Below are 15577 nucleotides of genomic sequence, written 5' to 3'. Positions count from 1 at the left end.
CCACCGCGAGCGCGTTCGGCGTTCTGCCGCCCGTAAAACCTGGGTGCTATTAAATTAATAGCGATACACCGGCGTATTGATTGCGCTGGAGGCACTTTTCATTCAAATCCTGGAACGCCAGTGTCTGCCCTGCAGGTGGGAGCATGGCCCTGCGCGCCCGCGAACCAGGGCGGCCTGACTACAATCTCGCTCCCCGAAAGGCGGCTGTCCCGGCCGCCTTTCGCGTTTTTCATCCCCGGGACCATGTAGAGGACCACCATGTACAAAAACCTCGCTGCCACGCTCGTGGCCGCTTGCTGTTTGCTTTCGACCGCCTTTTCCCAACCCAGCCAGACCCGCCCGAACGGTCCCGCTGCTGGTGCTGCCTCCAACGGCGCGCCAGCGGTGCCGGCCGCGCCGGTCAAAGCGGGCTTCGTCTATGTCTCGCCCATCACCGAAGCCGGCTGGACCCGGCAGCACGACGAGGGCCGCAAGGCCGTCGAAGCCGCGCTGGGCAGCGGCGTGCGCACCACCTTCGTCGAGAACGTGCCCGAGGGCGCGGACGCCGAGCGCGTGATCCGCGACCTGGCCGCCACGGGGCACCAGATCATCTTCACGCCCAGCTTCGGCTACATGGAGCCCACGCTGCGGGTGGCGCGGGACTATCCCGGCGTGAAGTTCGAATCCATCACCGGCTACCAGACCGCGCCCAACGTGGCCACGGCCAACGCCCGCTACTACGAGGGCCGCTACCTCGCCGGCATCGCCGCCGGGCGCATGACGCGCACCAACGTGGCCGGCTACGTGGCCGGCTTTCCGATCCCCGAAGTGCTGCAGGGCATCAACGCGTTCACGCTGGGCCTGCGCTCGGTGAATCCGAAGGCGACCGTCAAGCTGGTGTGGCTGGACGTGTGGTTCGACCCGCCCAAGGAGCGCGACGCGGCCATGGCGCTGTTCAATCAGAACGTGGACGTGGTGGCCTTCCACACCGGCTCCACCGCCGTGATGGCCGCGGCGCAGGAGCGCGGCAAGCTCGCCATCGGCTACCACTCCGACATGCGCCGCACCGGGCCGGACGCGCAGATCCTCGCCGTCACGCACCAGTGGGGCGGCTACTACACCCAGCGGGTGCGCGCCGTGGCCGACGGCACGTGGAAAAGCGGCAACCTCTGGGGCGGCGTGCGCGAAGGCATGATCCGCGTCGAAGGCTTCGGACCCAAGGTGCCGCCTGCCGTCAAGGCCGAGGTGCTGGCGCGGCAGGACGATATCGCGCAGGGGCGGTTTCACCCGTTCCGCGCCGACGCCTCGCCGGTGCGCGACAACGCGGGCCGGGAGGTCATTCCCGCAGGCCAGACGCTCAGCGACGCGCAGATCCTGCAGATGAACTGGCTGGTCGAAGGCGTGCAGCGCTGAAAGCCCGGCCAGGCGCCAAGGCTGCGGCGGCGCCGATGGGCGAAGCGCCCGCAGCGCCTAGAGGTAGCGCCCGGCCAGCTGCGGCAGCGACGAAGCCAGCAGGGCCACGCCCGACGCGGTGAGCAGCCCCAGCACGATTTGCCGGAAGGCCACGTCGCTCAGGCCGATGTACAGCCGCGTGCCGAGCAGCGTGGGCACCAGCATGGCCGGCGCCACGATGGCGAAGAACGGCAGCATGTCGCGCGTGACCATGCCGGTGCCCAGGTACGTGGCCATGGTGACCATCAGCATCGACAGGTTGAAGTTCTGGATCACCGCGCGCTGCTGGTCCTTCTCGTAGCCGCGCAGGGTGCACCACAGCGTGGGCAGCGTGCCGGTGAAGCCGCCGATGCCGCCCATCACGCCGCCGGCCATCCCGACGATGCCGTCGGCCACGCGGCCGCCCGCGCGAATGCGCGGCAGGCGCTTGGCCATCAGCATGGTCGGGCACCACAGCACCAGTAAAACGCCCAGCAGCGTCTTGAACCACACCATGTCCAGGCGCGGCAGCAGCGCCACGCCCAGCGGAATGCCCAGCAGCCCGCCCAGCACGAACGGTGCGAGCGTGCGCACGTCGAACCCCCGCCGCACCGACACCGCCGCGACGATCTGCCCCGTGAGCGCGCCGAACACCGCCAGCGCCGCCGCCAGCCGCGGCTCCAGCGTCCAGGCCCAGAACGACATGGCCACCATGCCGAACGCAAAGCCCGAGAGCCCCTGCACGAACCCCGCCACCACGGCCCCGATGCCCACCACCCAGTAGATCGTCTCCATTGCGCGCTTCTCCCCCATGTGTTCCTTCGAAAGGCGCCGTGCCTGCGAAGGACCGACGCCATATGGGCCCGGATTGTGGAGAAGTCTCATGAACCAATCTTTCTAAATTAGTATTGCCTCATAAGTAAATCGACATACCGAAGGAGGTGCTCCGTGAGCCTGCCCGACATGGAAGCCCGGCTCGCGTCGCGGCTCAAGATGCGCCATCTGGTGCTGCTGCGAATGATTGCCGAGCATGGCTCGCTCACCCGGGTGGCGCACCACATGGCGACCAGCCAGCCGGCCGTCACGCATGCGCTGGCCGAGCTGGAAGCCATGTTCGGCGGCGCGCTGTTCCAGCGCTCGGCACGCGGCATGGCGCCCACCGCCTTGGGCGAAATGGTCATCGCCCGGGCCCGGGCGATGCTGGAAGACCTGGGCCACTGGGTGCGGGATATCGAAGCCGTGGGCCTGGGCCGCGCGGCGCACCTGCAGGTGGGTGTGATTCCTTTCGTGTCGGGTCGATTGCTGGCCGCTGCCATCGGCCGCACGCGTCCGCAGGGTCTGCAGATCACCGTGACCGTCCATGAAGGCACCAGCGACCGCCTGCTGGAGCGCCTGCGCCAGCACGAGCTGGACTGCGTGATCGGCCGCGCCTCTGCCGTGCTCGACATGCAGGGCCTGGAGCACGAGGTGCTGTACCACCAGGAGCCGCGCCTCATCACCCACCGCCGCCTGGCCGCCCGGCTCGGACGCCAGCCGCTGGCCTGGCAGGAACTGGCCCGGCTGGAGTGGATTCTGGGCGCGCGCCAGACGCCCATGCGCGAGCAGATCACCGATTTTTTCCTGCGCGCAGGCGTTGCACCGCCGGCGCCGTTCGTCGAAAGCCTGTCGTCCAAGCTCATCGGGGAGTTGATCGCCGCCAACGAAAAAGCGGTGTCCATCGTGCCCGCGGACATCGCCGAGGAACTGGCGCGCATCGCGGGCGTGGGCATCGTCGCCCACCGGTTTGGCTGGACGCTGCCGCCGATCACACTGTTCCAGCGGGTCGAAGGCGCGCGCTACGAAGAGCAATCGCTGTTCGTGGCCGCGCTGCGCGAGGTCTGCGCCCAGCAGGCTGCCGCGCAGGCGTCGAGCGCGGCATAGCGCGCAGCGCGCGCTTTTCGATCCCCCGACGGCCTGGTGGCGGCAGTGATTGCGGCACCGGGCCGTTGCCGTTTTTTGCGTGGAGGGCTGCACATCCGCAAGGGTCTGGCAACTACCCGAATGGGTAGTGTCGCTGCCGCACGGCCGTTGCTGTAATGCGACCGACGTGCCAGCCCGGCGCGCGTCGCCTGGAGTGCCCTGTCAGCGTGGCGCCCCCGGCGAATCCACAAAAAAAAGGGGAAGGTCGATGCGAATATTCATCACGGCTGCGCCAGTGGGCGCCGTTCCACAGCACGCCTTGGCCGAGGCACCGAAATTTCTGCCCGGCTACGCCATCAAGGCCGCAGAGGCGCAAGGCCATGGCTTGGCCGCCCATCTGGATGCCGATGGTTGGGAGCCGGTGCCCGCCGGTGGCCTGGCGTTGAGCGACCGCCTGCAGGCCCAGGTGCCGGCTGGCGCTGCCGATGCGCCATCCGTTCAGGAGCGCCGCGCGGGCGATGCCGATGTGCACCGCCATCTGCCGGGCGCTGTTTTGCGCTGCATCGCCTCGGTGAAAACTGCGCGCGAACTCGTGCTGACGCTGACCGCCCAGGGCTGGACAGCGGCCGGCCGCGGCGACCTGGAATGGTGCGGGGAACGCATCGAGAGCTACCTGCCGCCTGCGCTGGTGGCCGCGCTGGAGAATGACGCGCCGCAGGTGCTGGAGATGCTGCGCGGGCGCGGCTGGGTGGAGTGCGGCGAAGGCCGCTGGAACCCCGGGCGCACGGCATCGCCACACCTGCCCATCACGCCGGAGGCCATCGTCGCGCACAGTGTGGCGGCGGTGCGCGAAGGCGCCGCCATCGTGCACCTGCACACGCGGGACTGCAGCGGCCAGCGGACGGTGCAAGTGCCCGGCGTGGACAGCCCGGTGCGCCTGGGACGGCAGTCCAACCACATCGACGAGGCGCAGTACGCGGCCATCGTGCCGCGGCTGCACCAGTTGGCGCCCGCGGCCATCCTCAACCTGTCCACCAGCGTGCGCGGCGGTGCCGCCGATTTCGAAAGTCCTGTGCGCCGGGTGCACCTGCGGGCCTATGGCGCGCAGCAGCGTGCGCCGGAAATGGGGTCCTTAAGCCCGGGGCCGGTGATCTTCCAGGCGGGCGGCGGCTATGAAAACCCGCCGGCTTTCCTGGCGGCGCAGATCGCGCACTGCCGGCAATCGAAGGTGCGGCCGGAGGTCGAAGTGTTCAACAGCGCCATCCTGGACGGCGCGCTGGGCGAGCACCAAGCCAGCCTGCGATCGGTGGGCTCGCCCGTGCTGTTCATGCTGGTGGTGGGCGTGGACCAGCACCGGCGCCTGCCGCAGGGCGGCGTGGTGGACGACTCCTTGCTGCCCGTGGCGGAGCGAAAAGACATCCTGCGCTTGCTGGCCGAAGGTTCCGCGGAAGCCTTCGAGCAGGCCCTGGCCCGGGCTGTGCAATGGCTGCGGCCGGTGGTGGACCGCATCCGCAGCGAATGCCCGGGCGCCAAGGTGTCGGCCCTGGTGCCCGGCCCGATGATCGTTCTGCTGGCACGCCTGGCGGTGGCTCTTGGCCTCGACGGCGTTCGGGTGGGCCTGGAAGACGCGTTGAACGTGCCCGATCCGGAAATGGCCAGTGGCTGGCGCCGCGGCACCACGGCGGAACAGGTGCGCTATGTGCGAGAGCAATTGCAGGCCCTGGGCGCCACCGTGCTGACCGCCGAGGAAGCGCGCATGGCGCTGGACATGCCCCATCCGGACGTCGCACTGCTGCAGGAGGCGATTGCGCGGCTGCAGCCGCTGGCGGCCACGGAGCCCCTGGCCCGTCCGAGAGCGATCGCTGGCCCGGTGCTCGCTGCGCTGGCGCCGCTTCAGCCCGCCTACGCGGCGCGGGAGTGGCGGTTTCTGGCGGCACTGGAAGCCGATGCGGCCCGTCTGCCCGCGGATCGGCAGGTCGCAGCGGCGGGCGACCTCGCGCTGGCGGCCCTGCGCGACCACGGTCTGTATGCGCGCTTCTTCGTGGAAGAGCGAGACCGATATCCGGCCGAAGGGGCGGGCGCCTTTCGAAACGTCTATCCGCTGCAGGCCCTGAACTTCGTGCGCGAACTGCTGGCCGACCAGCAGCGTCCCGGCGGGCTGTGGGATGCGGCGCTGCAGGCGATGGCCGCTGATTCAGGCCTGGCGCCGCACGCCTATCAGGTGCGCCCCGCGCAGTTCAAGGGTCAGGACCTGCGGTTTCTGGAGTTCCTCACCTCCATTCCGTGCCGCTATACCGAAGACCGGACCGACATCGTGCACACCGCGGTGCGCAGCCATCCGGGCTACAGCGCGGCCATGGCCGTGCTGTTCGAAGCCATTCACGAGCGTGCCGTGGCATTGCGTGCGGGGGCGGGTGCTGAAGCCGAGGCCAAGATCGCAGGCATCCGTATGTACCGCGATGCACCGCGCAGCGTGGCCCTGGCGATGGCGCCCGACATGGAGATGGCAGCGGTGCAGGCTGCGGTGGCCCGCGGAGCGTGGGTCGTTCTGCCCAGCACGCCCACCACCCATTACCCGGAGGGTTTGAAGCTGTCCACCGGGCTCACGGCTACCTTCGCGCGGTTCCTGGAGCGCACGCAGCCGGCCGCCGAGGTGCTGGGCATCGCCCATGCCGGCATCGACGCCTGCGGCACGGTGCTGATCGAATCCAGCATGCTGCACAACCGGTTCACGCTGAACACGCAGGTCCATGCGCAGGTGGTCAGCCATTCGTCCCGCCTCATCTACGAGCGCGTGGTGTTGCCCCGTCTCGTCGCGCAGCCGCAGGCACTGGCATGGAACGCGGCAGGGCTGGTGGAACGCGACGCGGCGGGCCTTCCGCTGAACCGCGATGGGCGCCCGATGGGTCGGCTGTCGTTCCAGGGCATCGAAGATCTGGCGCGGCTGCATTTTCTAGCGCACAGCTCGGGCATCGCGACGATCCAGCAAATCGACAATGCCGCGCGGGCAGACCTTCAGCGGCTGGGGTATTCGGTGCAGGAGCAGGAAGAAATTTTCAACCGCGCCGTCGCGCTGTCGTTCGCGTCGGCCTGCGATGTGAACCTGTCCGTCCTGGGCACGCCCATCGTCGATGTCACGGCGCTGAACGATGTGCGCAGCGTGGCGGGCACCACCACGCCGGACTACCTCTGCGGCAGCGTTAACGGCACCTGGAGCCTGGCGCCCTTGATCCCGCACCGGGGCGACGAAACGTTCCGCTATACCGAAGCCCACTGGATCCTGCGCAAGGGCGAACAAAAAAAGCTGCTGCTCCGCCTGTCAGGTGTGGTGCTGCGGGAGGACCCGGTGCGACTGCACGATGGTCATTCCATCCGCAGGTATCTGGAGGGCGCTCCGGCGTCTCTGATCGAACTGGTGGCTTTGCTGCAGACCGCGGCCCCTTCGCTGCGCGCGGACATGCTGCTGCGCCAGCATTTCGCAAAGCACGGCGCGCCGTCGCATGCCACCTCGGCCCCGAGAGTTCGCGTGCCGGTGCTTGCCACAGCGATGGAGCGCGGGTGATGTGGCGGCCACGGCATTCGCCGCATCGGGGCCCGGCATCCGCCCGGACATCCTCCCGGGAGGTCCACGACCATGGCTAGGATCGCAATCATCGGGGGCGGCTGCAGCGGCACCCTCGTCACGCAGGCGCTGAGCCGCGCGGCCCACCACGCCGGGATTTCTGAGGTGCTGCTTTTCGACGAGGCGGGCGGGTTCGGTCCAGGCCTGCCCTATGGGCAGGACACCAACGATGGCGAGTTCATTCTCAACATGGCGTCGTCCCTGCTGAGCGTGAATGTCGGCCAGCCCGACGGGTTCGACCGCTGGCTGGAATGCGCGGGCAATGCGCCAGCGGGCGGACAGGGGACACAGGGAACCTACGTGCGCCGGTCGCTCATGGGCGCCTATCTGCAGCACATCGCCCGGCAGGCCGAAGACGCGCTCGCCGCGCGCGGCGTGAAGCTCGTGCGCATCGCGCAGGCGGTGACCGACATCGAGCGCGGAGCCAGCGGTTTCCAGGTGGCCACTGCGCACCACGCCTGGCCGGTGGACCAGGTCGTGCTGGCGATGGGGCATTTGAAGAAACGGTCGCCATTCCCGGGCGTTGCGCACTACCACGCCAACCCCTACCACGACCTGGGCGCCATCAAGGCAGCGCTGCCGCGGAACGCACGCATCGGCATTCTGGGCACCAAGCTCACGGCCATCGACATGGCGCTGTTGCTGGGCCGGCTCGGCGTGGAGCGCATTCACATGTACTCCCATTCCGGCCAGTTACCGCTGGTCCGCGGAGCCGTGCCCGCCGTGCCCCCGGTCCGCCCGAGGCCACGCTATGCCGGCGACACGCTGAGCGGCTTCTTGCGGTGGTTTCGCCAGAGCGGGCCCTACGCGCCTGAATACCCGGGCCTCATGACGATCCGCGATCCGCTCGCGCGCATCGGCCGCGAAATCGCGGCGGCCCAGTCCGTGCGCGACTGGCAATGGCAGTTGGACGCTACCAAAGACGACATCGATCGCTGCTGGACTGCCCTGCGGCCAGACCAGAAGCGCCGTTTCTTCCGCAAATACCAGGGCCTTTGGATGAGCTACCGGCATCCCATGCCGCTGGACAACGCGCGCAAGGTCCAGGCGTTGCTCGAAAGCGGTCGGCTGACGGTCCATTCTGGCTACCGGGCCACCCAACTGGCCGTGGGGCGGCCGGGATTTTGCGTAGCCATGGCGGGCGGAACGCTGGAACTCGACGGCATTCTGGATGCGACCGGCGTGGCGGGCAATCTGGCGCGAATCGACTCGCCACTGCTTGAAAACCTGATCGACCGGGGCTTGATCCGCCAGCATGAATTCGGGGGAATCGCGGTCGATGCGCAGAACCTGCAGGTGGCCGGCCAGCCAGGGCTGTTCGCCATCGGCGCGTTGACGCAGGGTGCGCTGTTCTACGTGTCCGCCATCGAGCGGCTGGCGCTGCACGCCCAATGCGTCGCGGGCCAACTGGGCCGGATGCCTGCCGGCCCGCCAGCGGCGAAGCGCCTGGACGCTTTGGAGTGGGACCGGCTGGCGGTGTAGCGCCAGCGGTATGGCGCCCATGCGCTGCGGCGCATGAAAAGCGGGCTGCACGGCGGTAAGCTGCCGCCATGCAAATCTATCGCTCCGGCCTGCTGCGTTTTGCCGACGACCATTCGGCCCTGTATGAAGAAGATGGCCTGCTGGCCGTCGGTTCCGATGCCCAAGGGCGACAGCGTGTGCTGGCCGCTGGCGCCTGGCAAACACTCGCCCCCCAGTACGCGCAGTGGCCGGTGGTGCACTGGCCCGGCCGCATCATCGCACCGGGTTTCGTCGACATGCACGTGCATTTCCCGCAGACCGACGTGATCGGCTCGCCCGCCGACGGCCTGCTGCCATGGCTTGAAAACTACACCTTTCCCCACGAATCGCGCTTTTACGACCCGGGCTATGCCGCGGGCGTGGCCACCGTGTTCCTCGACGAACTGCTGCGCAACGGCGTGACCACCGCGCTCACCTTCGCGACCTCGCACCCGGCTTCTGTGGATGCGCTGATGCAGGAGGCCCAGGCGCGCGGGTTGCGCCTGATCGCCGGCAAGGTGCTGCAGGACCGCCACTCGCCCGACGGCGTGCGCGACGAAACCCGGCAGTCGTTGCTGGACACCGAAGCGTTGATCGGCCGCTGGCACGGCAAGGACCGGCTGAGCTATGCCATCACGCCGCGCTTCGCGCCCAGCTGCACAGAGGCCCAATTGCGCGGCGCGGGAGAACTGGCCGCCCGCTACCCCGAGGTATGGATCCAGTCGCACGTGGCCGAGAACAAGGACGAAATCCGCTGGGCCCGCGAGCTGTTCCCTGCGGCGCGCAGCTATCTGGCGGTGTACGACGATTTCGGGCTGATGCGCGAGCGCGCCGTGTACGCCCACTGCATCCATTTCGACGATGCCGACCGCGCCTTGATGCGCGACACGGGGGCCGTGGCCGCCGTCAGCCCCACCAGCAATCTCTTTCTGGGCAGCGGCTTCTTCGACTACGCGGGCGCCGACCGGGTCGGGTTTCGCTACGGGCTGGCGAGCGATGTGGGCGGCGGCACGAGTTTCAGCCCGTTTCACACCATGCTCGCCGCCTACTACGTGGGGCGGGAAGGCCAGACCAAGCCCGGCCTGTCGCTCTCGCCCCAGGCCCTGTGGTGGCAGCACACGGCCGGTGCAGCGCGCGCGCTGGGGCTGGCCGGCGTGATCGGCAACCTGCAGCCGGGCTGCGAGGCCGACTTCGTGGTGCTTGACCCGGGCGCCACGCCGCTGCTGGCTCGCAAGACCGCGCAGGCGGCCAATCTGGATGAACTGCTGTTCGCCATGATCGTGCTGGGGGACGACCGCGTCATCGAGCGCACCGTGATTTCTCAAGCCAAATAGGCCTCTGGCGCACGTTGGTAAAGCGCGGGCAGCTATGAAAAATATAGTGTCCCGCATGGCAGGCTCTATCTACAATGGCGGCCCAGCAGGAGTGAGCAATGAGCATCAAAAGCGACAAGTGGATTCGCCGCATGGCGGAGCAGACCGGAATGATCCAGCCCTTCGAGCCCAACCAGGTGCGCGAGGCCGAAGGCCGAAAGATCATCAGCTACGGCACCAGCAGCTATGGCTATGACATCCGCTGCGCCCCGGAATTCAAGGTGTTCACCAACATCCACAGCACCGTGGTGGACCCGAAGAATTTCGACGAAAAGAGCTTCGTCGACTTCGAGGGCGACAGCTGCATCATTCCTCCCAACAGCTTCGCGCTGGCGCGCACGGTGGAGTACTTTCGCATTCCCCGCAACGTGCTGACCATCTGCCTGGGCAAGAGCACGTACGCCCGCTGCGGAATCATCGTGAACGTCACGCCGTTCGAGCCCGAATGGGAGGGTTATGTCACCCTCGAATTCAGCAACACCACGCCGTTGCCGGCCCGCATCTATGCGGGTGAAGGGTGCGCGCAGGTGCTTTTCTTCGAAAGCGACGAGGTCTGTGACGTGAGTTACAAAGACCGGGGTGGAAAGTATCAGGGGCAGAGCGGGGTGACCCTGCCCAAGGCCTGATCGGCAGTGTTCGGCGCAGCGGCTGCGTCCTACACCGCGTCGGCTTTTTCGCTGCAAGCCTCCCTGAACGGGGCTCCTTACCATTCGCCCAAGGTTCTGTGTTGCATCTGGTTGGATGCTGTAAACGTTGCGCAGAACGCTTCCGAGGAGTCCACCATGCCCGCTATCCAACACGCTGTTTCGTCTTTTCAGGCCGAGCGCACGGGCCTTTCGCAGGTGCTGCACGGCTCCGGAGGCTTGTCCCGTTACTGGCCGGCTGAAACGCTCGATGCGTTCCTGCTGCAGATGGCCGCGCGGGGCCACTGCATCAGCGCGGCCATGATGCTGGGTGATCGCAGCTACGCACTGCAGCAGATCGAGCGAGCCCGAGCCATGCCGGGTTGCGCTCTGCAGGCGCTGGTGCAGGAGCTTTCCGAATACTTCGAGGATGCCGAGCCAGCCGCCGCCAGCGTGCACTGGTGTTCCCGCTGATCTGAAAGGTGCACGAGGGCGGAGGTGAACCCGGTGCAGTGGTCCTGTCGCGGGGCTGAATCTCTGCGTACATCGGTTCTCCCTGTGTGTTCAAGCCCTACGCGGCTCCACCGCTGGCGTCCTACGCTCGGGCACGCCCTTGACCGGGTTTTTGGCCGCAGTGCCATGGCTAGCATCCAGTTCATCCCCATCAAGAGGCTTTCCATGCACGACGATTTCCATCCTCCCGTCCGCGATACGGCTCCACGGCGCCCTTGGCCCATCGTTCTCGGCGCTGCCGTGATCGTGGGGCAGCTGGCTGCGCTGGGCTGGGTGGTGCAGGGGCAAGTGCAGCATGCGGCGGAGCGCCAGTCGAGTTGGGTGGCAAGGGGCCTGCAGGCTTCGCCCGCGACAGCCTATGCCACCGCAGACGCCCCTGCCTTCGGCGAGCAGCAGCCTTGATGCGCTCCGGCAGAACACGCCATGTGCCGGGCGCTCGGCACGGGCGTAATATCCGGCGCGTTGTGCCCGCATCGGCACGCAGGAGAACCGTATGAAGTGGGAAGGCAATCGCGAGTCGGACAACGTCGAGGACCGCCGCGATGGAGGCGGGGGCGGCGGCATGCCGGTGTTCGGTGGGCGCAGCATCGGGATCGGGACCATCGTGGTCGCGCTGCTGGGCGGCTGGATCTTCGGCATCAACCCCCTGACGATCCTGGGATTGCTGAGCGGTGGCGGGGGCGCCCCTGCCCAGGTTCAACAGGCCCCTGCGCACCGTCCACCCGCGGACGACAAGATGGCGCGCTTCGTCTCTACCGTTCTGGCCGATACCGAAGACGTGTGGACGGGTATCTTCCGCCAGAGCGGCAGTGCCTATCAGGACCCAAAACTCGTGCTGTTCCGCGGCTCTACGCCCACAGCCTGCGGCACCGGGCAAGCTGCCATGGGGCCGTTCTACTGCCCGGGCGACCGCAAGGTGTACATCGACCTGGGCTTCTACGAAACCCTCAAGAACCGCCTGGGTGCCCCCGGGGACTTTGCGCAAGCCTACGTGATCGCCCATGAGGTCGGTCACCACGTGCAGAACCTGATGGGCATCAGCGCCAAAGTGGATGAGATGCGCGGCCGCGTCAGCAAGGTGCAATACAACCAGTTGTCGGTCCGCCTGGAACTGCAGGCCGACTGCTTTGCCGGCGTCTGGGCACACCACGCACAGAGCGCCCGGCAAATTTTGGAGCAAGGCGACGTCGAAGAAGCCATGAATGCGGCGGCCAAGATCGGTGACGACGCCTTGCAGCGCGCCGGCGGTGGTGCGGTGGTGCCCGACAGCTTCACCCACGGCACCAGCGCCCAGCGCCAGCGGTGGTTCCACACCGGCCTGGAAAACGGCAGCGTGAAGGCTTGCGACACGTTCTCGGCCCGCAGTCTGTAGTGCGCGCGCAGCAACTGCTGCGCTGGCGCAACGGTGCTGGAATGCTGCAGCGCTTACTCAGCCAGCGTTTGTTGCTATTGATTGAATAGCAAGGTTGGCGCCGCGGCCAAACGCCTACCCGAAAAAACGCCTGTTGCAGCCCCTGGTGCGACAATAGCGGGCTAAATGACAAGTTCTTTCTCCAATTTATCGCTGGCTGAACCGCTGGCACGCGCTGTGGCCGAAATGGGCTACGAGTCCATGACTCCCATCCAGGAGCAGGCCATCCCGGTCGTCCTGACCGGCAAGGACGTGATGGGCGCCGCCCAGACGGGCACCGGAAAAACGGCAGCGTTCTCCTTGCCGTTGTTGCAACGCCTGCTCAAGCACGAAAACAGTTCCACCTCTCCGGCACGCCACCCGGTGCGCGCCCTGGTGCTGCTGCCAACGCGCGAATTGGCCGACCAGGTGGCCCAGCAAGTGGCCCTGTACGCCAAGTACACCAAGCTGCGCAGCACGGTGGTGTTCGGCGGCATGGACATGAAGCCGCAGACGCTGGAGCTGAAAAAAGGCGTCGAAGTGCTGGTGGCCACGCCCGGACGGCTGCTGGACCACATCGAAGCCAAGAATGCGGTGCTCAACCAAGTCGAATATGTGGTGCTGGACGAAGCCGACCGCATGCTGGACATCGGTTTTCTGCCGGACCTGCAGCGCATCCTGTCTTACCTGCCCAAGCAGCGCACCACGCTGCTGTTCAGTGCCACGTTCTCGCCCGAGATCAAGCGCCTCGCAGGCAGCTATCTGCAAGACCCCATCACGATCGAAGTGGCGCGCCCCAACGAGACGGCGTCCACGGTGGAGCAGCGCTTTTACAGCGCCAACGACGACGACAAACGCCGCGCCATCCATCAGGTTCTGAAGACGCGCGGATTGAAGCAGGCTTTCATCTTCGTGAACAGCAAGCTGGGCTGCGCTCGACTGGCGCGAAGCCTCGAACGCGAAGGCCTCAAGACCGCGGCGCTGCACGGCGACAAGAGCCAGGATGAGCGGCTGAAGGCGCTCGACGCTTTCAAGCAGGGCGAAGTCGATCTGCTGGTGTGCACCGATGTCGCCGCGCGTGGGCTGGACATCAAGGATGTGCCGGCCGTGTTCAATTTCGACGTGCCGTTCAATGCCGAAGATTACGTGCACCGCATCGGCCGTACGGGCCGTGCGGGAGCCTCCGGCCTGGCGGTCACGCTGGTGTCCAACAGCGATACGCGCTTGGTCGCGGACATCGAAAAGCTCATCAAGAAGAAGATCGACCTCGAAGCCCTGGAGTACGAGGAAGACCGGCCCCGCGGCCGCATCAACGACGGGCAACGGGCCTGGCGGGAAGACGGCCAACGTGAAGGCCCCCGCCGCGAGCGCAGTGGCGATTCGCGTGAGCCCCGCAGCAGCTACCGCGCCGCGCCAGCGCCCCGCGATCCTTTCTTCGACAAGCCGTACGAAGCCCCGTCCGCGGATGCCGCACCGCATTGGGAATCGGCAGCCAAGGCCCAGCCGGCACGCAGCGGCATCTCGGCCAACATCAAGCCCAAACGCAAGGTGGCGGCGCTGTTCAAGGCCGAGGAACAGTCCGAAACATCTTCCCAGTGAATCGGTTTCCTTCAGGCCGGGATGAATCGGCTTGAGGGAAAGACAGGCAGAGTTTGCGAACAGGCCGGCGCCAGCTTCGTGCCGGCGTTCGCCTTCTCCAGCCTTCAAACACCAGGCTTTTGCGCTTCCTCGCATTGAACATGGCAGTGCTCCCGCTCTGAAAGCGTGCTGCCGAACCGCACCGCGCTGAGGCAGCCTCCCCAGACGCACCCCGTGTCCAACCCCAGCAGATCCGGTCGGTTCATCCAGCCCAAAGTGGACCAATGGCCGAACGCTATCAGCGTGCCCTGGGTTTTCCTGCGCGGAGCCTCGAACCAGGGAACCAGGCCCGCCGGCGCTGAACTGGCGCTTTCACTGCTCTCGAAGTCCATCACCCCCTCCGGCGTGCAGAAACGCAGGCGCGTGAGCGCATTCACGATGACGCGCAGGCGGTTGGTGCCGGTCAGCGCATCATCCCAGCGGTCGGGGGTGTTGCCGTACATCGCATGGAGAAAAGCGGGCAGATCCGGTCCGCGCAGAACATCCTGCACCTCGCCCGCGTAACGAAGCGCATCCTCGGCCGACCACGACGGCAGTACGCCAGCATGCACCATGTACAGGGACTCCCCTGCCAGCACATGTTTACGGGCGAGCGGTTGCTGCCTCAGCCATTCGAGCAGGGCTTCGCGGTCTGAGGCTTGCAAGACCTGCTCCAGGGTGTCGCGGCGGGAAGGCTTGCGTGCACCGTGGGCTGCCGCCAGAAGGTGCAGGTCGTGATTGCCCAGCAGGCTTCGCAGGCTGTCTCCGGCTTGCATGCAGCGACGCAGCACCGCAGCGGAGGCTGGCCCCCGATTCACCAGGTCGCCCAACAAATACACGGTATCCCGGCTGGGCGAGAAACCGATGTGATCCAGAAGGCGCTGCAATGCCGTGTCGCAGCCTTGAATATCTCCGATGCAGTAGAGCGCCATCGCCATCCCAACGTGTGTAAACCCGCATTGTGACTGCGTGCCATCGAATGGAGGTAATGGCACGGCAATTGAGCCCTTCAGGTTCTGGCGGCGCTCTTCGATATGGCTCCGATGGCAGAGTTCCGTGGAATGGGAAAATTCGGTGATCCATTGAATCGTCAGATTGCTTTTATATTTTTCGCCGCACGATATTGAAAGCTCCCTATAATGCAGCCTTCGATATTAATCACCGCAACATCACCATGAGCTCTAGCTACAAAGACCTGCTGAAACAACGTGAAGAACTTGAGCAGCAAATCAGCGAAGCACGCCGCCGTGAACTGTCTGATGCCATCAATCAGGTTCGCAATCTGGTGGCCGAGTACGGTTTGACCGCTCAGGATGTATTTCCTGCTGGGCGCGCTCGCAGTGCCAGCGCCGGCGTCAAGGTCGCGCCCAAATACCGTGACCCTGCCACCGGACAAACCTGGACGGGGCGTGGCAAGGCTCCCAAGTGGATTCAAAACCAAGACCGCGAGCAATTCGCCATTTGATTCAGTCCTGTGTGTGAAGGGCGTGCGAGGCATCTTGCCTGCGCCCTGTGCCGGTCATTGATCGGCAGTAACAGCCCGCCTTGGCGGGCTTTTTTTATGGCTGTGAATACTTCATCGGCCGGATTTGGGAGCGGCGTCCTTTCACGGCAGGCATATCGGTTCTTT

The 15577-nt window shown here is 66.4% G+C and carries 13 protein-coding genes; 11 read left to right on the top strand and 2 right to left on the bottom strand.

What is annotated here, in order from left to right; all coding sequences use genetic code 11:
* Window positions 1–258: 258 nt before the first annotated feature.
* Window positions 259–1392: a BMP family ABC transporter substrate-binding protein gene (locus BLT03_RS05655; protein WP_092741220.1), complete on the top strand. Its 1134-nt coding sequence runs from the start codon at window positions 259–261 to the stop codon at window positions 1390–1392.
* 57 nt (window positions 1393–1449) lie between these two features.
* Here BLT03_RS05655 and BLT03_RS05650 read toward each other — a convergent pair whose 3' ends face one another.
* Window positions 1450–2205, bottom strand: coding sequence for a sulfite exporter TauE/SafE family protein (locus BLT03_RS05650; RefSeq protein ID WP_092741218.1), 756 nt, complete (start codon window positions 2203–2205; stop codon window positions 1450–1452).
* Window positions 2206–2373: 168 nt separating this feature from the next.
* Here BLT03_RS05650 and BLT03_RS05645 point away from each other — a divergent pair, with 168 nt between their 5' ends.
* From BLT03_RS05645 to BLT03_RS05605, 9 genes are all read left to right on the top strand, one after another.
* On the top strand, window positions 2374–3330 hold the full coding sequence (locus BLT03_RS05645; RefSeq protein WP_092741959.1) for a LysR substrate-binding domain-containing protein: 957 nt from the start codon (window positions 2374–2376) through the stop codon (window positions 3328–3330).
* 247 nt (window positions 3331–3577) lie between these two features.
* Window positions 3578–6871, top strand: a complete 3294-nt coding sequence (locus BLT03_RS05640) for a beta-keto acid cleavage family enzyme (protein ID WP_092741216.1) — start codon at window positions 3578–3580, stop codon at window positions 6869–6871.
* 72 nt (window positions 6872–6943) lie between these two features.
* Window positions 6944–8413, top strand: coding sequence for an FAD/NAD(P)-binding protein (locus BLT03_RS05635; protein ID WP_092741214.1), 1470 nt, complete (start codon window positions 6944–6946; stop codon window positions 8411–8413).
* A gap of 68 nt (window positions 8414–8481) precedes the next feature.
* Window positions 8482–9765 (top strand): guanine deaminase, encoded by a 1284-nt coding sequence (guaD, locus tag BLT03_RS05630; protein WP_092741212.1) that lies wholly within the window; start codon window positions 8482–8484, stop codon window positions 9763–9765.
* Window positions 9766–9863: 98 nt separating this feature from the next.
* Window positions 9864–10430, top strand: a complete 567-nt coding sequence (gene dcd, locus BLT03_RS05625; protein WP_092741210.1) for a dCTP deaminase — start codon at window positions 9864–9866, stop codon at window positions 10428–10430.
* A 156-nt stretch (window positions 10431–10586) separates the two neighbouring features.
* The gene (locus BLT03_RS05620; protein ID WP_245711256.1) at window positions 10587–10901 is read left to right on the top strand and encodes a hypothetical protein; all 315 of its coding nucleotides are present in this window, start codon (window positions 10587–10589) and stop codon (window positions 10899–10901) included.
* Between the two features lie 204 nt (window positions 10902–11105).
* On the top strand, window positions 11106–11342 hold the full coding sequence (locus tag BLT03_RS05615; protein WP_139160331.1) for a hypothetical protein: 237 nt from the start codon (window positions 11106–11108) through the stop codon (window positions 11340–11342).
* Window positions 11343–11433: 91 nt separating this feature from the next.
* The gene (ypfJ, locus tag BLT03_RS05610; RefSeq protein WP_092741206.1) at window positions 11434–12312 is read left to right on the top strand and encodes a KPN_02809 family neutral zinc metallopeptidase; all 879 of its coding nucleotides are present in this window, start codon (window positions 11434–11436) and stop codon (window positions 12310–12312) included.
* A 165-nt stretch (window positions 12313–12477) separates the two neighbouring features.
* A complete protein-coding gene (locus tag BLT03_RS05605; protein ID WP_092741204.1) occupies window positions 12478–13929 on the top strand; it encodes a DEAD/DEAH box helicase in 1452 nt (483 codons plus the stop codon).
* Window positions 13930–14033: 104 nt separating this feature from the next.
* Here the strand turns inward: BLT03_RS05605 and BLT03_RS05600 are convergent, their stop codons facing one another.
* On the bottom strand, window positions 14034–14879 hold the full coding sequence (locus BLT03_RS05600) for a symmetrical bis(5'-nucleosyl)-tetraphosphatase (protein WP_092741957.1): 846 nt from the start codon (window positions 14877–14879) through the stop codon (window positions 14034–14036).
* 242 nt (window positions 14880–15121) lie between these two features.
* Here BLT03_RS05600 and BLT03_RS05595 point away from each other — a divergent pair, with 242 nt between their 5' ends.
* Window positions 15122–15412 carry an H-NS histone family protein gene (locus tag BLT03_RS05595; protein WP_092741202.1) on the top strand — a complete coding sequence of 97 codons (291 nt, stop codon included), beginning with the start codon at window positions 15122–15124 and terminating at the stop codon, window positions 15410–15412.
* Window positions 15413–15577: the final 165 nt, after the last annotated feature.

It is taken from the genome of Paracidovorax valerianellae (genome assembly GCF_900102625.1).
GTDB classification, from domain to species: Bacteria; Pseudomonadota; Gammaproteobacteria; order Burkholderiales; family Burkholderiaceae_C; genus Paracidovorax; species Paracidovorax valerianellae.
Note: the sequence above shows the minus strand (reverse complement) of the source record. Positions and strands in the feature narration are given on the sequence as shown.